Below are 18,397 nucleotides of genomic sequence, written 5' to 3' on the forward strand. Positions count from 1 at the left end.
TATTTTAATACCTTAACATCCATTTTTTATTAAGCAAAGTAACTGAAAGTTTTGCTTAAAAGTAAAGGGGGTTTAATTCTGCCAGAGTTTTTTGATGTTTCACTGCCTGTTACGGAAGAAATGGTTGTATATCCCGGAAACCCGAAGCCTTCGATCCGGAGGTACGCTTCGATCCCGCAGGATAAGGTAAACGAGTCTATTCTAACCCTGGGGAGCCATACAGGCACCCATGTGGATTCAAGGTTACATCTCCGAAATGAGACGGAGGGAACTGCATCTCTGCCTCTTGAGAGTTTTTATGGGAAATGCAGGGTTTTTGACCTGGCCCATGTTGAAGAGGAAATCCACAGGCAGGACCTTGAGGGCTTTAAAATTGGAAAAGGGGACATAGTCCTCCTCAAGACCAGTAACTCAATGCTGGGGTATATGAAATTCAAAGAGAATTTTGTTCATCTTAAACTGGATGCAGCCGAATACCTTGTCACGGCTGGGATTAAAACCCTCGGGTTTGACTACCTGAGCGTCAATAAGTTTGGGGGGGATGATGAGGTGCATGAACTGCTAATCGATAACATGACCCTGTTTGAAGGCCTGAACCTTACCGGTGTGCCTGAGGGAGAATACACTTTCCTGGGCTTGCCCCTTAACATAGATACGGATGGGGCTCCAGCCAGAGTTATACTTGTAAGGGAATGACCCTGATAATGGAATTCCCTCATTTCATTTCTTATGTTTTTCTAACATGTGCTTTTCATATTCTTCCTTTGTTGCAAAGGTCATCTGGCACACAGCACATTCAAACTTCTTTTTATCTACTGGCTCTTTCTCCTGCAAGCTTGTTCACCTCCCCATTGCCTTCCATTTCCCTTTCTGATTTTCTTCTTATTCTCTTTTATTCCTTTCCTGATTTCCTTTCCTGATTTCCTTCTTGATTTCCTTCTTGATTTCCTTCTTGATTTCCTTCTTGATTTCCTTTCCTGATTTCCTTTCCTGATTCTATTAATTAAGAGGACTCTGATTCAGCTTAAAATTAACTTTAATATTTTTATTCAGCCCTTAAACTTCCAGCTGTGCTTTCTTTTCCTGGTAGCGCGTAATTGTATCTACAAACTCGGCATGGCTCCAGGTCAGGGGTGCAACAGAGAGGGATTCTTCTGTGAAGGGATGGACCTGTTCAGGCATGATCCCGGTTTCAAGGGAGCAGTCTGCAACCCAGTTGATCAGCTCGAGGGCTTTTTCCAGGTCCCTGATTTCTTTTGCTTTTGCGATGTACCACTTGGCAAGCCAGAGGGTGCATATTATCCAGGGGTTTCCTGTGACAAGGTCTGCCGTCCTGTGGTAGGTGTCGTTTTCATATCTTGCCATCCCGCCTTTTCCGGGGACCCAGAGTTTTTCTTCCAGGTTCTGCATTGTCCTGACCACGCGGGGGTCGTCTGCGGGCAGCAGGTCGAACTCAAAGATCCCGTATACGCTGCTGTCAACTGTCCTGTCTATGATTTTCCGGTCTGTGTCATGGTCTTCGTACCGGATGCCCCGGGGAAACACGCCCCTCTCGCTGTCATAAAGCTCGTTTATGAGTGCCTGCCTGAGCTTGGAATAGCGGACATGGCAGATGCTGCAGATTTTATCATCCTTTAAAACGTGTCCTAATTCTTCTCCTGAGAGAAGCCCTCTGTAAACCGCAGAGGCTGTGAAGGTAAAGATGCCCCTCCGTTCTTCCCACAGGTCGTAGCTCTCCACCGGGATGTTGTTTGGGTAACTGTAGCCGTCCATGAAAAAGACGGCTTTCTCTATAAGGGGCTCATGGAGTTCTTTTATAAACTCAAGGTCTCCGGTAGCCTCGTAATATTTCCACAGGGCATGGATGACGAGGGCTGTTTCATCTTCCTGAATCGGGAGGGCCGGTTGTCCGTACTCAATCCAGGGGTGCCAGCTGCTCCCCAGCGTCCCGTCCGGGTTATACTTATGCAGCATGCATCCAGCCCACCAGAGCACATCTTTGCAGAACCTGAAAAAGGGTTTCGTAAATTCAGGAAAACCTGCCTTTATCATGGCAATAGAAACAAGAGCTCCGTCCCTGGGCCACATGTAACTGTAGGTGTCCCGGTTAAACTGCATGTTATCCGAATCATTTGCTGCGATTATTGCCCCGCCTGCATCCGTCTGGGTCTTTATTACCAGGAGGGAACGCTTATAGAGGGTTGCAAGCCGGGGTTCAAGCCCTGAAAGGTCAGTACCCTCCCGGTTTACCCAGGCTCTCTGGCACTCCTCGGTCCGCTCCAGAAGACTTTCAGGGCTTTCTTCCATAATCAGGTCATTGAGGGCATAGACTTCCTGAAAGTTCTTTCCGATGGTCATGTAGTAGTACACAACCTTTGAGGAGTTTTTTGGAAGCTGCAGGCTAACTCTCACTGTTGAGTCCACGGAACCCTGAGCAACGGGGTTTTTTGACAGAACCCCATCTTCGGCATCCACATAGGTGCCTCTGAAGCCCCCATTTTCAGCCTGGCCTATGGCATAGTCGTCGATATCTGTCTTGATACCCTCTTTTTTGTTTGATTTGAGGACACCTATCAGGAAATACCTGGATCTTTTGTAATGCACTATGACATTGTGGTCCATCTGGTACACTGCGGTATCCCCGATACCGTCTCCGTATATGTGAAAATCCTGGTTAAAGAAAAGCCGGACTTCTCTTTGCCTTTCCTGTATGTTTTTCACAGTTATTTTTCGGATAAAGATATTGGCTTCGCAGTAGACGTTCTCCTCCAGAAGGAGTTCGATACCCAGATCCCTGTTTACGGCCCGGTTTTCGGTAGCAAGGGTCTCGTTCTTATATGCAGGCGTCCTCTCCCAGCTTTCCTCATTGACCCAGGAAAGCCTTCCGTCGGTAAAGACTCCTATCCGCTGGGTATGTCCCATAAGGTGATTTTCCTGCCCTACATGGGGAAAATATATGTCTCTTACCTGGAACCATCTGTCTATATTTATGAGGAGGGACTGGTTGCCCAGGACTATGTGTCGGGTCATGTTTTTGGAGAAACTTATTTAAGGATATATTTCAGGTCATACGCTACACTTGGGTAGGAAAATACAGTTGATCTAAGCTGTGTTGCAGTCAGACCATATTTCATAGCAACTGCAAAAAGATTGATCACTTCTTCAGCATCAGGGCCAAGGAGATGGGCCCCGAGTATCTTATCAGTCGCCTCATCAATGATCACTTTGGATGCAGCATACTTTAGATTTGTTCTTCTGGTAGAGTACCATTGGCTCATATCGTAAAAAAGTACTTTATGTTTTTTTGAAGAAATATTCTCTGTTGAAATATTCTCTGTAATACCTACACCTGCAAGAGGCGGGATCGTGAACACTGTGGAAGGTATGACTGTGTAGTCAGCAGTGTATTTGTTACCTTCTATTATATTGCTCGCAGCAATGGCTGCCTGCAGACTTGCAACAGGGGTAAGAGGAGGGCCCGGACGTATGCAATCGCCTGCGGTGTACACTCTGGGATTTGAGATACTTTGAAGATATTCGTTCAGGGATATATTCCCATTATCCAGTGCAACATTACCTTTTTCAAGCTGCAGTTCTTCGATTGCAGGGACTCTCCCTGAGCCGTGTACGACCATGTTTGCAAAGAAGGTCTCATCTTTTCCTTCATTCTGGCAGCAGGTTGTCACTTTGAAGCCATCCCTGGTTTTCTCTATCTTTTTGACTTCCTTCCCTTTGATGACACGAATACCTGCATCTTCAGAGGCTTTGGCAAGAATATCTACAAGGTCGGAGTCAAACTCTTTTAGTACCTTATCCCCTCTTTGCAATATTGTCACATTAGAGCCGGCTCTTGCTGCGATATGAGCGAATTCTAAGGAAATATAACCCCCACCGGCAAAGATTATCTTTTGTGGAAGTTCCTCCAGCTCCATAAAAGCTTCACTTGTAACAAGGTACTCTTCCCCGGGTATGTTAAGCTTGCGTGGTCTTGACCCTGTTGTGATAATGATGTACTTTGCCCTTATTTTTTCATCACCTATTCTCAGGGTAGACTCGTCTTCAAAACTTGCAATTCCATGGTATATGCTTATATTTGCCTCTTTGAACCCCTGCTCCGTTTGCGGGGGATGCGGGTCAGTAAAGGTCTTTTTGAAATCTATAAGCGAGGGCCAATCAATAACATGTTTCTCTTGCCCGGTGCCCTTTCCAAGCATTCTATTGTGGGCATCAATAATATTAGCCACACCTGTAAGCACTTTTTTGGGAATACAACCCCTCAAGGCACATGTGCCCCCATATTCCCTGCAATCAACTATCGCCACTGTCATACCAGCAGCGTTCAATTTATATGCAAATGTTGTCCCTGCAGGCCCAGTTCCGATTACAACAACATCATAATCCTTTTTCATTTCACTACCCCCTCCCCAATTATAATATATATTTGTATATTTAGTCTTAATATTAATAATCTAAGTTTATTAAGGTCATCCCGGAAAAGGAAAGTCCTGAGATATTGGGTGCCCACATCATCGGATTCCTGCTTCTGTACTCATTCATAATACCTCAGCAGGAACCCCCCGGGTCTCTACGGGCAATGAAGGAGAAAGCTCCTTTGCTTTACAGGCTGTCCGATAATTACTTCCCGTAACAAAAGAAATCTTTTTTTCGATTTAAATGCTCTATCTATTTTGTTTTTTACCTGTTTTCGCTCTGAAATTGAATTGTCGGACAGTCTCTTTAGCTGTGGGATGAATCGTACCCCATCTCTTATTTTCGGATAATATTATAAATTTTAAACGCATATATTCTGTTGTTCAATTTACAAAAAAGCAAACAAAGGGTGGTATAATGGGAAGTGTCGAGAAAAGTAAGGAAAATCTAAGTAAATGCATTTGTATGAAATGTCCGAGTTATTCCTTTGCATGCAAAATGAAAGCTATGCCAAAGAACGTTATGAGCATGATGAAGGGAGATCTTTCAAAGGTAGAGCATATGGAAGGATTATTCTGCTCTTTCGGAAAAAGTAAATGTATTACCGAGGAAAAAGGATGCATATGTGGAGACTGCGAAGTTTATAAAGGAAATAACCTTACGAATTCATATTATTGCCTTGTCGAAAACGGAAAATAATATGGCGTTTTGCTGTTTCATGTGGAGGACTTTCAAATACCTCCACTCTTTAAAGCCTCTTGCATTTCTTTTTTCAACTGCTCAGTACTAATTCATTCCATTATTTACACCTATTGTGCTTTAGAATTTGAATTCTTTCCCTCAAAACAGGGCGCTGTGTCAGAAAATAATTCCAAAAAATAAATGCCATTGAGTATAGCTTACTTAACTATCAAAGTCAGGCGATAGTAAAGTGTCAAGAAGCAAATTTTGAGTTTTAATAGGAGCTCAATATGAGCTCAATAACTTTCGTTTCCTTCCGGGCTTATCCACTTCTGTTCAATTACACTTGAACCTCGTTGACATTAATATCTAAAAAATGATCATTGTTCCTGACTGTTTTTAATGCTGAGCCCTTTCAACAGAAAACTTTGAATAATTTAACAAAGAGTTATCTCTTTACATATCCAATAAATCTACCTTACATTTGATTAATATTTTTAAGATTATCTTTACTTATACTAAAAAAATTTATAACATACATAACAATAATTTTTAATAATAATTATGTGAGGGACAGACGTGAATAAAAAAAGTATTTTGATTGTTTTAATTCTGTTATCAGTTACTTTTGTTTCCGGTTGCACCAGTCCTGCTGAAGGCGTCTCCGAAAAATCCGGCAATATTGAGGACAATATTGCGAGCAACGAGGGCTCAGATTCAGGTATTCACGGAAGTGAAACTGATGTTCTCTATCAGGTCTCAACAATCGATGCCCTGCTTCAGGGCGTTTACGATGGGGTTCTACCAGTTGCGGAACTTGAAACCCACGGAGACTTTGGTATAGGAACTTTTGACGGGCTCGAAGGGGAAATGCTTGCCCTTGACGGCAACTACTATCAGATAAAAACAGATGGAATTGCCTATCCTGTATCCGGGGAAATGCTAACTCCTTTTGCCACTGTCACATACTTTGAAGCCGATGAAAATTTCCGGCTTGAGGAGCCTGTAAACCTTACCGAACTTGAAGACTTCCTTGACCTTAACCTGCCTTCGGAAAACCTTTTTTATGCGGTCAGGGTTGACGGAAATTTCTTTTACATAAAAGCACGAAGTGTACCCAGACAGGAAAAACCTTATCCCAAGCTTGCGGATGCGGTATCCACCCAGTCTGTTTTTGAATTTGAAAACATAAGCGGCACACTGGTAGGGTTCAGAGCTCCTGAATACGTGAAAGGTGTAAATGTGCCCGGGTATCACCTTCACTTCATTACAGGGGATAGAAGTGCAGGCGGGCATGTCCTGGACCTTGAGATGGAAAACGGAGATGCTGCCCTCGACATTACCAGTGCGTTCTTCATGGAGCTTCCTACCAGTGGAGACTTCTATGACGTGGAACTGGGTCAGGACCTCCAGGCTGATATGGAAAAAGTTGAAAAATGAACTATAATTTTCACTTTTTTATATTTTCCTTAGCTTTTTGAAGGAAAACCCCCCTTCCCCTTTTATTTTAGTTTTATTCTCCATACTTCTGCTAATTTTACCTTTATTTTCCACTCACTTCCTTTCAATTTTTGTATTTTATTTCCCTTTACTTCTTCTTAATTTAATTTCCGTTTTGCCCTTATTTGATCTTGTAAATTTTTAGGTCTGTTAGTTTGTTTTACTTTCTTTTATTTCTTCGTTCTTTATTTCGTCGTCTGATTTTTTTGTTGAGAAGTGAATCTCAACATTCCGCCTGTTCTAGAGATTTTGCAGCTTTTATCTTGATTTACTATTTTGATTTACTATTCTGATTTACTATTCCCGATACAACTGTAACTGAATTCCGGTCTTACATGTTCGGCACTGAAACTTTTATCTTAAGGTGCATTCCCGGTATATCCCCGAACTGTCCGGAAACGTCTGTGTTTCTGAAGCTTTCAAATTGTTCATAGTACTGAGCGCGTTCAACCAGTCCTTTGAATATCTCTTCCATTGTATTCACCTCTATTCCTAAAAACTACTTCAGTATTTATTAAGCTCCGCCAAGCAGGGTGAAAGTATTTTTTGATGGAGCCCTGAAGATGAAGGTTTCAAAATCTATATGGCTGCCATGCCTGAAAATCTCTCAACATAGGTTGATATTATTCTTTGTTCCTGGAAGAACAAAGATACATCTAAAAAGAGTTTGAAATAAAAGAGTTTGAAATAAAAGAGTTTGAAATAAAAGAGTTTGAAATAAAAGAGTTTGAAATAAAAGAGTTTGAAATAAAAGAGTTTGAAATAAAAGAGTTTGAAATAAAAGAGTTTGAAATAAAAGAGTTTGAAATAAAAAAGTAATAGGGAAATTGGTTTACTGTTTTTTTGCAAGAGCTGCAAGCTGCTCTCCAAGTTTTCTGCATTTTTCCAGTTCTTTTTCATATGGCCTGTACCGAACCTGCAGTCCGGGTTCGAGCACCTCTATTCCCGCATTTTTTAATTCCTGTTCGATTGTTTTTACGGCTCCTCCTCCCCAGCCGTATGACCCGAAAGCCATAGCTTTTTTCTTCTGGGGGCGCAGGCCTTTGAGGTATACCAGGAAGTCCCCTACTGTGGGAAAGAGTCCGTTATTAAGGGTTGGTGAGCCTACTGCAAAAGCTGCTGCATCAAGCATCTCTTTCATTATATGGTTCCGGGTGTTTTTCCGGATATTAAGAAGTTTGACCTCAACTCCCGCGTTCCGAACAGTTTCTGCAATCTCGTTTGCCATTATTTCCGTGCTGTTCCACATAGTATCGTATATGACAAGCACCTTTTCCTTTACTTCCCCATTAGCCCATGCCCTGTATGCCTCAAGGATTTTTTTGAGGTCCTGTTTCCATATGATTCCGTGGGCAGGGGCGATCTGCAGAGGGTCTACTCCCAGTTTGTCCAGAACTTCCAGAAAGCGAAGAACCGGCATGTGAAACGGCATCAGTATGTTTGCATAGTATTCGGCAGCCTCCGGGATAACATCCCCGACTTCAAAATCATACCTCTTTGAGGTGGCTATATGCTGCCCGAAACCATCGTTTGAGAAGAGGATCCTGTCTTCTTTCAGGAAAGTTTCCATGCTGTCGGGCCAGTGCAGCATTGTGGCTTCCAGGAACATGAGGGTCTTTCCTCCAAGGTCCAGCTGGTCGCCTGTCTGCACAACCTCAAGGTCCCAGTTCTCACTGCCCGAGTCTCTGAAGTAGCCGTTGAGGATATCGACGCCCCTTTTTGTAATGAGAATCTTTGCATCGGTTTGTTTTTTAAGCTCTGCCAGGGAACCCGCATGGTCAAGCTCCATATGGTTTACTACAATGTAGTCAAGCTTTGAAGGGTCGATTATCCGGGTGAGGCGCCTGAGCATCTCCCCTGCAAAGGGAGCCTTTACGGTATCTATAAGGGCAGTCTTTTCCCCAACAACAAGGTAGGAGTTGTAGGTTGTCCCACCCGGAGTGGTAAACCCGTGAAAGTCTCTGCCGTTCCAGTCGATTGCCCCTACCCAGTAAACTCCCCTGGCAAGTTCGACGGCTCCGTCTGTTTTTTCTATTTCCATATCCTCCCAGCCCCCTCAGTTTTTTCAGGTCTGCATCCTAAACTGGGTTATATTTTCAAGATAGTTGTCAATCATCTCATAGTGGCCTCTTTCGTACCCTGACAGCATCTCAAAGAATTTTTTCTGAGTCTCGTCTTCGACTCTTTTTGCCATTTCCGAATAAAAGTCCTCACTCTTTCTCTCATGTCTCATGGCTGCAAGAAGAATGCCTGCATCTCCAAGGGTGATCTTGCCCACTTTTGTTTGGCCTACATCAAACTCCGGGCTGAAAGACTGCCCGCTGGGGACTTCCGTGCTGAGTGTGGGCAGTTCTTTTTTATCACGGTACCCTTCGAGGTAGCCAATATGCATTACCTCCTCTTCTGCCAGGTGCTTATAGAGTTCCTTGAATTTTGGGTTTTCCATTAAGTCAGCCTGCTGCATGTAGAAGTCCCTTGCTTCTATTTCCCTCTCTATTGCCAGAGCTACGGCTTCTTCGATCCCTTTAAGATTTCTTACTTCATCTATTGTTTCCTGATATGAGCTTTTCATACTTTTTTCCCCTCTGGAACTTTATTTTTTCAGAATTTCCTGAATTTTAAAATTTTTAATTTTCGGTTTCCTTCTTAGATTTGTGTTTCTTTTGTTCTTTCACTTTTAAGGTTATATCTTCAGAAGGCCGTTCAAGTCCAAATATATCATAAATCTCATAGGGATTTGCAAGTAAGGTTATGTTTTCCATCTGCGCAAGTTTTTCCGAGTTTGTAACATCTACTTCGCGCATACTTAGCTCAAATGCTCTCCCGCTGGGTGCAGCTGTTTTTACAGTTCCCCTTTTCTGGTCTACAGCCAGGATGAAAATTGGGGTTTTTCCTTTTGCGGTCTGAGAAACCGCATTTGTAACAAGGGTATCTGCAATCCCGCACACGATCTTTGCCACTGTATTGGCAGTTGCCGGGGCTATCAGCAGGAAATCATAATATCCCATCTGTAGTGGGCCTGCAATGAATGGGGAGTTGGGGCCTGCATCTACTTTGAAGTTAGGGAAATCGTTCTGGATTTTGTCCCACAGATGGTACCATTTCATCACGGTTTCCCCCTCTTTGGACAAGAAAACCATTGTTTCAACGCCTGTTTGGTTCTTAATGTCCACCAGAACACTATAGGTCTCAATCATCTGGTCTCCGGAACCTGTAATTCCCCATGCTATGCGTTTAATTTTCTTGCCTAACGGTTCTACCAAAATAACACACTCCTTAAGGTTTCAATCTAATCTCTGATGAATTATTATCCTGATTATCTGAATTTTAATCGGGTTTCTGAACTTCTAACCCTCTACTTCCATCCTTACTGATTTACTGCTTATTTGCCTCTTCTTTCGGCATTTCTTCTTTCGGCATTTCTGGTTTCTGAGCTTCAAGCTCCTCTACAGAAGCTGCTTTCTTTACGAGCTGGGTTGTCTGGATAAGCTTCTTAAGGGTTTTTTTAAGGCTCCGCATACCTTCTGAATCCTCTAAAACCCCTTCTGCCCCCTTATCTTTTGACCAGAAGGTCCCTCCCAGGTTTGCTCCAAAGGAACCTCCTCCGACAGGGATCATTTCATTAATTACGTAAAAGTTAAGAATCGTCTGGATAGCAGGCTCCTGCCCACCTATTCGGTCTCCTCCGTCCGCGATTCCCATTCCAACCTTATTTAAAAAGACCTTTGGGTCTTTTGCAACGACAGCTCTGCAGCGGTCCATAATAGTTTTAGTCTGGGCGCTTACGGTTCCCTGATAGACAGGAGTGCCTATAATCCAGGCATCTGCCCAGATCATTTTGTCGTACAGCTCAGCCGCAATATCGTCTTTATGGATGCAGCCTTCCTTTTTCTTAACACAAAAATCACAGTGGATGCAGAAGTTTAACTTTTTCCCTTTGGAGGAGAAATAGTCTGTCTCTACACCGTACTTCTCCTTTACAATCCTCAGGGCTTCCTGGACCAGAAAATCAGTCGCCATATTCCTGGGACTTCCCGATATGCCCAGAACCCTGATTGGTTTGGTTTCAGTTTCTTGCATCTCCTATCTCCAGCATCCCTTTTAAAAAATTAATCACATACTTGAACATATACGTTGGTATGTCTTCCGGGCACATAATTTTATGCCTGAATGATTTTAACCCAAATTTATAACGTTTCTTCTTTTTTCTTCTTTTTACCTTTATTTTTACCTTTATTTTTACCTTTTAAGCCTTCTGAGGGTGCTGCCCAAAAAGAGTGCAATTCCTGCTCCGATTATTCCGAAGCCTGGAGTTGAGGACTTTTTCTCTTCAGGGTACGCTGCCATATCAATTACAGGTACATTATAGGCTCCTTTTCCGAAAAGCTCATCAATATGCTCCTGAGCAGCCGATCTGTAGTGAAGAACCGCCTTTGTGCTGATAGGATTGGAGGCATTTTCAGGCATTATGAAAGAATACTTCTCAACTACAGATTCTTTAGAACTTATTCTGTTATCGGAAAGGATACTTTCTGCTTCCCATGATTTTCCTGTGGGCTTTCCCTCCGAGTCTGCAAAAACCGTTTGATAGACTGTTGATCCAGAATCAATTTTTCCTTCACTGTCAAGTGCCCCTGAGTGGTAGAGCTCCCTGCCTTCTGAATCCTCTACTGTTAGTTCAAGCCACATTTCTCTGTCTTCAGTAACCCCGGTTGGAATTTTGTGTCCCGCCCCTGTGTTTGTAATCTCTACCTCCACTTCCACATTTTCTCCCGGTTCTGCCGAATCAGGAGCTGTTACCTTAAGCTCTGCAGCATGTTGAAGATACTCAATTGCTCTTTTTTCGTGCCTTCCTTCCCCCATAACGTCTGTTACGAAAGCGTTTGCGCCTACAAAATAATGGGTATATACATGTTCCCTTTTCGGTCCGGTTGAGGCGGCTTTTCCAGGGTTTTCTTCGAAGCCGACGATTCCTGGGGTCATATGGCAGGCCTGACAGGTTACTCCTTCTTCAGCATACGGGCTTTCTTCCCATTCTGTATAAGTGGCTGCAAGAGTCAAATTATTTACCGGATGGTTGATATTGTGGCACATGCCGCAGTATCCGGACTCTTTATAAAACTCGTGCGCTTCTATCTCATGGGAAGGAGACTCTGAATCGGCCCTGTTTCCCCATTTTACATCTCCGGGCTCAAGGACATAGGGGGCATTTCCTATCCCCTCGCTTTCGGCAACTGAGTGGCAGAAATCACACTGGACTCCTTCTTTTGAAACCTCGCTTAGGTGAGACCCATCGAGGGGTGGGATTTCAGCCGAAACCATTCCTATCGGCGTATGGCAGCGAGAGCAAAACTCAGGAGGAAGACCCTGTGCTTCTGCAGCTCTGCCGTATTCCTGAAGCATTGCCTGGTAAAAGAAGTCACTGTCCGCATTCGAATGCATTGAGCCACCCCATTCCCCAAAGCTGCTCCCGTGGCAGTTCGAACAGATGCCGGATTTCGAAAATTGGTCCGATGTAAAGTTCCCGGGCCCGCTCGGCTCTGCCGCGGCATAGGATGCCCATATTCCTGCACACAAAAAAACGGTAATTAAAAGTTCCGTGCTTTTCACTGATATTCCCCCCAGACTATGTCCTCAGGTTTTCAGACTTTCCAGGTGCACGTTTGCCTTTTTTCCCCAGATATGGTCTCGACTATACTGGAAATCTTTCCGGAAGCTATGAAATCTGCTGTTTTTTCCGGGTGTGCAGGTTTGTGGTTACGGGTTTTTTTCTCCACATACCCCTGCAAGTTTACTTTTCACATGTGACAGGCAGGAAACCCTGTTGCTTTAGCGCAGGGAGGAATGCCGTCAACTTTCTGGCATTCCGTTCCACGTTTGGATTTCTCCACTCTGCTTTGAAAACGAATTTCCGTAGCAGGTAACACGGTTTTGGAACACTGTCTCCCCTCGCCAATGTTGGATCTGCTTGTCAGGTGTAGCACACCGCCCCTACCTCTCAGGACTTTTAATGCTACACGATAGAGCTACAAACTGAGGAAGCATTCGCAGGTATCATGACATTTCCAAAGTAGTCAATTAAGACTTAGGCTGGTCAACCAGGGCTTTTGCAAGCCCCACTGTTTTAGCATGGGGTAGTTGACTTTAGCTCATCTTGATGGTCATGAACTCTTCCCAGGTCCCATGGACGTTGCAGTGTTCAAGAGCACGGAGTTTGCTTTCCTTTCCTGCCAGGGATTTATCGGCCTCAATTGTAAATGTAGCTTCAGCTTTCTTGTTTTTGCGTAGGGAGAGCTCTACTTTTCCTATTTTGTTGTCATTGAGGTAGAGTTCGATCCACTCGATATGGTGCTTTTCTTCCATCACGTGAGGAATAAGTCCCACCTCGACAATTACATCAAAAGGCTCTCCGGCAACGATGGTTTTTGGCACGTAGATTGCCGGAATGTGCTTCTTATCTCCTTCTGTCAGGTTTTTAGGGTCAGCCGGTTTGTTAATCTTTCCTTCCACCATATTCATTCCCTCCACTTTTGGCTTATTTCATTCGAATTTTCGGAACTATGAGCAGTGGCGCGAATATAACCTGCTAGTTGCTGAGGGCTGCACCACCGCAACTTTAATCTTAAAAAATATAATTTTAAAATGTAATTTTAATATTTAATTTTAGATATTTTTTCTTAAATGTGGTTTTCACATTTCTTTTAGCATTTTAAGAGCATCCCTGCATGCAGCTACGGCAGGAGCACCTGAGGTGATGAAGATGACTTCCATTGTTTCCATGATCTCTTCTTTGGTAGCCCCATTTTTGAGTGCACTTTTCATCTGGGACACGGTACAGGATTCGCATTGCTTTGATGCCACCACTGCAAGGGCCATAAGGATTTTCATCTTGGCTGGAAGGGCTCCATCTGTCAGTATTTTATTGTCACATCTTCTGTATTTGTGCAGGAATTCCGGATCAAGATCCCCAAGCGTCTTCAGAATTTGAGGGGTGAACCCCATTTTTTCTCCCATACTTTCTATTATCTCTTTGTGTTCTGTCATTCTTCTAATCTCCTCTACTCCGTAATTATAACTACTAATTTCCATTGATTTATATTTGTATTAATTATTTATCTTGATATTTATATTGATATGCACAGTCGTTTTTTTAGACGCAGAACCCGTCTTCAAGAATATTGCCAATGCATTCTTTACATAGCATCCGTGGGAGGCCCTTCTTTAGTGTCTTGTGAGGCAGCGGGTATCCTCCTCCTTTCATTGGGAATTCTACCTGCTTTATATGTTCCATACAGAGGCCCTTTCCGCAGACGATGCAAACCCCTACTGCTTCAGTATCCTTATTTTCTTCAAGGCAATCGTAACATTTTAGCATTCTTGGTCACCTCAGCAAACCTCATTAAATAGGCAGTTGTCCTTCAGGGCTTCATGGCAGGGAAGGCAGACAATTCTTTTTATATGTTCAAGGTCGGGCTTCAGCTCTATCGGGTAGTCCCCCTCCCAGACCGGGGTTTCCTCATGGATAAGATGATCTTTGCAAACCCCTCTCCCACATACAATACAAATTCCAACAGCATCCGTATCTTTGCCTTCTATGGCGCACTCATAACATTTCATTGGTTTTCCTCCTAATCAGGAAATCCTGTTTTTATTCGAATTTTATCCAAACATTTTCAGGTCTGAGATTTCATAAACTTATCATATGAGAGAGTTCCTGACTCTCTAATGACTCTTTAATTGACTCTCTAATGACCCTTTAATTATTCCTCTATGAGGATCATGTCTTCTCCACAGCAAACAAGTGTTCCGCCTCCTACTTCTGTTACGGTGACCTCATTGCCGCAGATCTCGCATCGGTACTTTTCTCCTTTTCTGGATACAGCCATAGCTAATTCACCTCCTTATTTTTTAGTTTAAATTCCTAAACCCTTAGCAGGAAAATCCTGAGTCCTTTAGCTTAAGGGGCAGTTGACCAAAACTTTTAAGCGGGTTTTCCACTTGCCCTATTATTCCCGGTACTTACTCCGGATTTTATCTACACCCATCTATATTATCGATTCTTTGTATATAATTGTAAGGACTTTTTAAAATGTAACATAAATTTTCCCCTTCTATCCGGTTCTGTCTTATTTTTTTCACACATTTTTTTACCGGGCTTTAAGGCTTTGTCTTTTCCCTATTTCGTTATCTTTAACCCCTATATTTATCATTTTCTAACCATGAAAAACTCTAACTATTTCGGCAGCTTACATTTTTATAATATAAACCTTTTCCTGTTTTTTGAAGAACAACTTTCTTTAAAATTAGCTATTTATTATTTTTCCTGAATTATGGTTTGAAATCTGGTCAGGACCAGATCTGGTCAGGATCTATGCAGTTGAACTGAAAAACAAAACAGATAACACTCATCTGTATAAATCACAATAATATTGATAAGGCCGCATACACTTGATTTTATTTATTGAGTAAGCAAGTCCTATATGGTTTGAAAAAGTCCTGTTATGGAAAAGGTTTATAAGGTTTGATTATTTCCTTTGAATTAATCAGGTCTTGAATAGGTCTTCACTTTCAAAGGGTATTTTGAGATCTTCTTTTATTAAGGGTTTTATATACATTTCCTTTAATACAGTTAATTATATATAGATTCTTAAATACTGTTATATGAATTGTAGTTCAAGATTATAATTGACCTCTATTATACTGGATGTTAATTATAATTACATAGATATCTTTATGTGGGGCGAAAAACAGGCCCGTCTAGCTATTAATTATTAGTTAAAAGGAGTTACCAAATATGAAGTTCGGAATCGAATTTGTACCGGCCGATCCTGCTTTAAAGATCGCATATTACGCAAAGCTTTCAGAACAGCAGGGATTCGACTACGTCTGGATCACTGACCACTACAACAACCGTGACGTATATTCCACTCTTACCGTTCTCGCTCTAAATACCAACAGCATCAAGATTGGTTCCGGTGTTACAAACTCCTACACCAGAAACCCTGCAATTACAGCATCCAGCATTGGTTCAATTGCTGAAATCTCAGGCGGCAGGGCAGTCCTTGGTCTCGGACCCGGAGACAAAGCAACCTTCGATGCCATGGGCATTGCATGGGAAAAGCCTCTCGCAACCACCAAAGAATCAATTCAGGCAATCAGAGGTTTCCTCTCAGGCCAAAAAGTCTCCATGGACGGCGAAATGGTTAAGTTCGGAGGCGCCAAACTTGCTTTCAAAGCTGGAAATGTCCCTATTTATATGGGCGCCCAGGGTCCCAAGATGCTCGAACTTGCCGGTGAAATTGCAGACGGTGTCCTTATCAACGCTTCTCACCCGAAGGACTTTGAGGTCGCTGTGGAACAGATCCGCAAGGGTGCCGAAAAAGTCGGTCGCGACCCAAGTGAAGTCGATGTTGCCGCATACGCCTGTTTCTCCATTGACAAAGACCCGGCAAAAGCAGTTAATGCTGCAAAAGTAGTGGTCGCCTTTATCGTTGCAGGTTCTCCTGACCTTGTCCTTGAGCGCCACGGCATCCCTGTCGAAGCCAAGAAGCAGATCGGTGAAGCTATCGCCAAGGGAGACTTCGGATCCCTCATGGGCGGGCTTGTTACCCCTCAGATGATCGAATCCTTTGCTATCTGCGGAACTCCTGAGGACTGTCTGAAGAGGATTAAGGACCTTGAGGCAATTGGAGTAACCCAGATTGTAGCCGGATCCCCTATCGGTCCTGACAAAGAAAAAGCAATAAAGCTTATAGGCAAAGAGATCATTGCAAAGATGTAATTTTTATTACATCCTGCATAACCATTTTTAATTTATTTCATTATATTTTTAAAAACATCTTGCCGATAAGGCAAGCTTATCAAGGCATTGGAGGTAACTGATTGCCACCAAAGATTGCAGAAGTCATTGACTTTGACGTATGCGCAGCCTGTGGGGCATGCGAGGCCGTGTGTCCCATTGGAGCTGTTACCGTAAAGAAGGCGGGTGAAATTCGAGATCCGAACGATCTGGGCCTGTATGAGAAAGGGGCCGGATACCAGGTTTGTGAAGGTTGCTTAACCTGTAGTCGGGTCTGTCCGGTAGTGGACGGCTTCATCGACAACGAGCTTGCAAACGTGCGTAAGTTCTTTGGTGCAAAGTCAAAGGACAATGCCGGCAGCCAGGATGGAGGAGTATCCAGCGGTATCCTTAAATCTCTTTTCAGGCAGGGTAAAATCGACTGTGCAGTTGGGATTACCAGAAATGAGAAGTGGGAACCTGAAGTGGTCCTGCTGACAAGTGCAGAAGATGTGGAACGGACAAGAGGGACAAAGTACACATCAGACCCCGTTCTTGCAATGCTCAGGGAAGCCTTCGAAAAGTACAACCGGATTGCAGTTATTGGAGTGCCCTGCCAGGCCCATGCTGCACATCTGATCCGGGAGAATGTAAACGAAAAGATCGTGCTCATTATCGGATTGCTCTGTATGGAAAGTTTCCATCATGATGTCATGCTTGAGAATATCGTTCCTGAAATCCTTAAGGTAAAGGTCGAAGACGTCCGGAAGATGGAGTTCACCAAGGGCAAGTTCTGGGTCTACACCGATGACGGCGAGGTTCACTCCGTGCCCATCAAGGAAGTGGCCAAGTTTGCCCGAAACCCCTGCCACCACTGCTGTGATTATACCTCGGTTTTTGCCGATATCTCAGTAGGTTCTGTCGGGGCTCCTGACGGGTGGAATACGGTCTTTATAAGAACCGATGTCGGAGAGAAGTACTTCGATATGGTCCGCGAGGATATGGAGATCATGGAAGACCCCAAGCCGGGCCTCGACCTTGTCGGAAAGCTTATCGATATGAAGCGTAAGGGCAATGCTGAACATTTCCTTGAAGTCTGCGAGAAGTTCAGCTTTGAGACTGGAATCCGCGATGAAAAGATCTGAAACCGGAAGATATATCCAGATATATCTAAAAAGATAACCAGTACAAATTCGAGGTGGAATCCGGGATGATACGAGCTTTTTATATCGGACGTTTTCAGCCGTATCATTTCGGGCACCACACCGTAATTACGCGGATTGCAGAAGAGGTGGATGAACTGGTTATAGGCGTCGGCAGTGCCCAGAAAAGCCATGAAGCCACCGATCCGTTTACTGCAGGAGAAAGGGTACTGATGCTCTACAATGCGCTTGAGCACCTTCCCATCCGTCATTACGTCCTCCCCATCGAAGATGTCAGGTACAACTCTATCTGGGTCCACCACGTCGCATCCAGAACTCCTCGTTTTGACGTGGTGTACTCGAACAATCCTCTTGTCATCCAGCTCTTCCGGGAAGCCGGGTTCTGCGTTAAGGAGTCCCCACTCTATATCAGGGAAAGGTACTCTGGAACTGAAATAAGGAGGCGGATGATTGCAGGAGAAAAATGGGAACATCTTGTCCCAAAACCTATTGTAGAAACAATCAAAGATATCGACGGAATAACCCGTCTCAGGAATGTTTCTGCAAGTGATAACAACTTTTCTCTATAATGCTTTTTTAGCACTACTTTCTTTCAGGGCACCGAATCTATCCAGTCAAGGGAGCCCGGGCTGTATTCATGTAGTTCATCTTCTTTTCCGCTCAGAAGATGGTCTATGATTTTCTCCACATCCTCCGCAGTCTCTTCTGCGGTCCTGTCGGTTGTATTTACCTCAAAAACTTTTTCGCACCATTCAAAAGCTTCCGCCAGGATCAAATCGATTGATTCGGCTTCTGCGTTTTCGTTTACCTTTTCTTCGGAATACCCGCGCTTCTCAAGCCTTTT

Annotated in this window: 21 protein-coding genes and 1 pseudogene; 6 read left to right on the top strand and 16 right to left on the bottom strand. The window is 43.6% G+C overall.

The window, feature by feature from the left end; translation table 11 throughout:
- The first annotated feature begins 51 nt into the window (after positions 1–51).
- Positions 52–696, top strand: a complete 645-nt coding sequence (locus tag PHF18_RS04770) for a cyclase family protein (RefSeq protein WP_300099045.1) — start codon at positions 52–54, stop codon at positions 694–696.
- A 24-nt stretch (positions 697–720) separates the two neighbouring features.
- Here the strand turns inward: PHF18_RS04770 and PHF18_RS04775 are convergent, their stop codons facing one another.
- From PHF18_RS04775 to PHF18_RS04785, 3 genes are all read right to left on the bottom strand, one after another.
- A complete protein-coding gene (locus PHF18_RS04775; protein ID WP_300099048.1) occupies positions 721–834 on the bottom strand; it encodes a C2H2-type zinc finger protein in 114 nt (37 codons plus the stop codon).
- 222 nt (positions 835–1,056) lie between these two features.
- Positions 1,057–3,030, bottom strand: coding sequence for a glycoside hydrolase family 15 protein (locus PHF18_RS04780; RefSeq protein WP_300099052.1), 1,974 nt, complete (start codon positions 3,028–3,030; stop codon positions 1,057–1,059).
- Between the two features lie 14 nt (positions 3,031–3,044).
- Positions 3,045–4,409 carry an NAD(P)/FAD-dependent oxidoreductase gene (locus PHF18_RS04785; RefSeq protein WP_300099055.1) on the bottom strand — a complete coding sequence of 455 codons (1,365 nt, stop codon included), beginning with the start codon at positions 4,407–4,409 and terminating at the stop codon, positions 3,045–3,047.
- A gap of 439 nt (positions 4,410–4,848) precedes the next feature.
- On the opposite strand from PHF18_RS04785, the gene PHF18_RS04790 reads away from it, so the two are divergent.
- Complete coding sequence (locus PHF18_RS04790; RefSeq protein ID WP_300099058.1) at positions 4,849–5,130, top strand: DUF2769 domain-containing protein; 282 nt, start codon at positions 4,849–4,851, stop codon at positions 5,128–5,130.
- A gap of 561 nt (positions 5,131–5,691) precedes the next feature.
- On the top strand, positions 5,692–6,552 hold the full coding sequence (budA, locus tag PHF18_RS04795; RefSeq protein WP_300099061.1) for an acetolactate decarboxylase: 861 nt from the start codon (positions 5,692–5,694) through the stop codon (positions 6,550–6,552).
- A 391-nt stretch (positions 6,553–6,943) separates the two neighbouring features.
- On the opposite strand, the gene PHF18_RS04800 is transcribed toward budA, so the two are convergent.
- The 12 genes from PHF18_RS04800 to PHF18_RS04855 form a co-directional block, all read right to left on the bottom strand.
- Entirely contained in the window at positions 6,944–7,087 is a 144-nt protein-coding gene (locus tag PHF18_RS04800) for a hypothetical protein (RefSeq protein WP_300099066.1), read from the bottom strand.
- Between the two features lie 357 nt (positions 7,088–7,444).
- Positions 7,445–8,653 (bottom strand): FprA family A-type flavoprotein, encoded by a 1,209-nt coding sequence (locus tag PHF18_RS04805; protein WP_300099067.1) that lies wholly within the window; start codon positions 8,651–8,653, stop codon positions 7,445–7,447.
- Positions 8,654–8,677: 24 nt separating this feature from the next.
- Entirely contained in the window at positions 8,678–9,184 is a 507-nt protein-coding gene (locus tag PHF18_RS04810) for a ferritin family protein (protein WP_300099069.1), read from the bottom strand.
- Between the two features lie 55 nt (positions 9,185–9,239).
- Entirely contained in the window at positions 9,240–9,875 is a 636-nt protein-coding gene (gene afpA, locus PHF18_RS04815) for an archaeoflavoprotein AfpA (protein WP_300099071.1), read from the bottom strand.
- A gap of 112 nt (positions 9,876–9,987) precedes the next feature.
- Entirely contained in the window at positions 9,988–10,692 is a 705-nt protein-coding gene (locus tag PHF18_RS04820) for a flavodoxin family protein (protein ID WP_300099074.1), read from the bottom strand.
- 159 nt (positions 10,693–10,851) lie between these two features.
- Positions 10,852–12,222, bottom strand: a complete 1,371-nt coding sequence (locus PHF18_RS04825) for a multiheme c-type cytochrome (RefSeq protein WP_300099077.1) — start codon at positions 12,220–12,222, stop codon at positions 10,852–10,854.
- A gap of 32 nt (positions 12,223–12,254) precedes the next feature.
- On the bottom strand, positions 12,255–12,389 hold the full coding sequence (locus PHF18_RS04830; protein ID WP_300099080.1) for a hypothetical protein: 135 nt from the start codon (positions 12,387–12,389) through the stop codon (positions 12,255–12,257).
- 367 nt (positions 12,390–12,756) lie between these two features.
- Entirely contained in the window at positions 12,757–13,125 is a 369-nt protein-coding gene (locus tag PHF18_RS04835; protein WP_300099083.1) for a desulfoferrodoxin family protein, read from the bottom strand.
- Positions 13,126–13,302: 177 nt separating this feature from the next.
- On the bottom strand, positions 13,303–13,656 hold the full coding sequence (locus PHF18_RS04840) for a carboxymuconolactone decarboxylase family protein (RefSeq protein WP_300099086.1): 354 nt from the start codon (positions 13,654–13,656) through the stop codon (positions 13,303–13,305).
- A 106-nt stretch (positions 13,657–13,762) separates the two neighbouring features.
- Positions 13,763–13,987 (bottom strand): DUF2180 family protein, encoded by a 225-nt coding sequence (locus PHF18_RS04845; RefSeq protein WP_300099090.1) that lies wholly within the window; start codon positions 13,985–13,987, stop codon positions 13,763–13,765.
- 11 nt (positions 13,988–13,998) lie between these two features.
- On the bottom strand, positions 13,999–14,229 hold the full coding sequence (locus tag PHF18_RS04850; RefSeq protein WP_300099093.1) for a DUF2180 family protein: 231 nt from the start codon (positions 14,227–14,229) through the stop codon (positions 13,999–14,001).
- A gap of 143 nt (positions 14,230–14,372) precedes the next feature.
- Entirely contained in the window at positions 14,373–14,498 is a 126-nt protein-coding gene (locus tag PHF18_RS04855; RefSeq protein ID WP_048126531.1) for a desulfoferrodoxin FeS4 iron-binding domain-containing protein, read from the bottom strand.
- Positions 14,499–15,406: 908 nt separating this feature from the next.
- On the opposite strand from PHF18_RS04855, the gene mer reads away from it, so the two are divergent.
- From mer to PHF18_RS04870, 3 genes are all read left to right on the top strand, one after another.
- Entirely contained in the window at positions 15,407–16,393 is a 987-nt protein-coding gene (gene mer / locus PHF18_RS04860) for a 5,10-methylenetetrahydromethanopterin reductase (RefSeq protein ID WP_300099100.1), read from the top strand.
- Between the two features lie 101 nt (positions 16,394–16,494).
- The gene (gene fpoF / locus PHF18_RS04865) at positions 16,495–17,535 is read left to right on the top strand and encodes a F420H2 dehydrogenase subunit FpoF (protein ID WP_300099103.1); all 1,041 of its coding nucleotides are present in this window, start codon (positions 16,495–16,497) and stop codon (positions 17,533–17,535) included.
- A gap of 65 nt (positions 17,536–17,600) precedes the next feature.
- The gene (locus PHF18_RS04870; protein WP_300099106.1) at positions 17,601–18,122 is read left to right on the top strand and encodes a nicotinamide-nucleotide adenylyltransferase; all 522 of its coding nucleotides are present in this window, start codon (positions 17,601–17,603) and stop codon (positions 18,120–18,122) included.
- A gap of 23 nt (positions 18,123–18,145) precedes the next feature.
- Here the strand turns inward: PHF18_RS04870 and PHF18_RS04875 are convergent.
- Positions 18,146–18,397: pseudogene (locus tag PHF18_RS04875) on the bottom strand (adenylate kinase); the annotation flags it as partial.

Source organism: Methanosarcina sp. (assembly GCF_028693135.1).
Taxonomy (GTDB): Archaea; Halobacteriota; Methanosarcinia; order Methanosarcinales; family Methanosarcinaceae; genus Methanosarcina.

What these genes read in the sequence shown, in the direction of transcription:
- PHF18_RS04835 (WP_300099083.1), bottom strand. Translation starts at nt 13,125, where the DNA reads ATGGTGGAAGGAAAGATTAACAAACCGGCTGACCCTAAAAACCTGACA.
- mer (WP_300099100.1), top strand. Translation starts at nt 15,407, where the DNA reads ATGAAGTTCGGAATCGAATTTGTACCGGCCGATCCTGCTTTAAAGATC.
- PHF18_RS04810 (WP_300099069.1), bottom strand. Translation starts at nt 9,184, where the DNA reads ATGAAAAGCTCATATCAGGAAACAATAGATGAAGTAAGAAATCTTAAA.
- PHF18_RS04820 (WP_300099074.1), bottom strand. Translation starts at nt 10,692, where the DNA reads ATGCAAGAAACTGAAACCAAACCAATCAGGGTTCTGGGCATATCGGGA.
- PHF18_RS04785 (WP_300099055.1), bottom strand. Translation starts at nt 4,409, where the DNA reads ATGAAAAAGGATTATGATGTTGTTGTAATCGGAACTGGGCCTGCAGGG.
- PHF18_RS04790 (WP_300099058.1), top strand. Translation starts at nt 4,849, where the DNA reads ATGGGAAGTGTCGAGAAAAGTAAGGAAAATCTAAGTAAATGCATTTGT.
- PHF18_RS04870 (WP_300099106.1), top strand. Translation starts at nt 17,601, where the DNA reads ATGATACGAGCTTTTTATATCGGACGTTTTCAGCCGTATCATTTCGGG.
- PHF18_RS04845 (WP_300099090.1), bottom strand. Translation starts at nt 13,987, where the DNA reads ATGCTAAAATGTTACGATTGCCTTGAAGAAAATAAGGATACTGAAGCA.
- PHF18_RS04780 (WP_300099052.1), bottom strand. Translation starts at nt 3,030, where the DNA reads ATGACCCGACACATAGTCCTGGGCAACCAGTCCCTCCTCATAAATATA.
- PHF18_RS04800 (WP_300099066.1), bottom strand. Translation starts at nt 7,087, where the DNA reads ATGGAAGAGATATTCAAAGGACTGGTTGAACGCGCTCAGTACTATGAA.
- PHF18_RS04840 (WP_300099086.1), bottom strand. Translation starts at nt 13,656, where the DNA reads ATGACAGAACACAAAGAGATAATAGAAAGTATGGGAGAAAAAATGGGG.
- PHF18_RS04805 (WP_300099067.1), bottom strand. Translation starts at nt 8,653, where the DNA reads ATGGAAATAGAAAAAACAGACGGAGCCGTCGAACTTGCCAGGGGAGTT.
- PHF18_RS04855 (WP_048126531.1), bottom strand. Translation starts at nt 14,498, where the DNA reads ATGGCTGTATCCAGAAAAGGAGAAAAGTACCGATGCGAGATCTGCGGC.
- PHF18_RS04850 (WP_300099093.1), bottom strand. Translation starts at nt 14,229, where the DNA reads ATGAAATGTTATGAGTGCGCCATAGAAGGCAAAGATACGGATGCTGTT.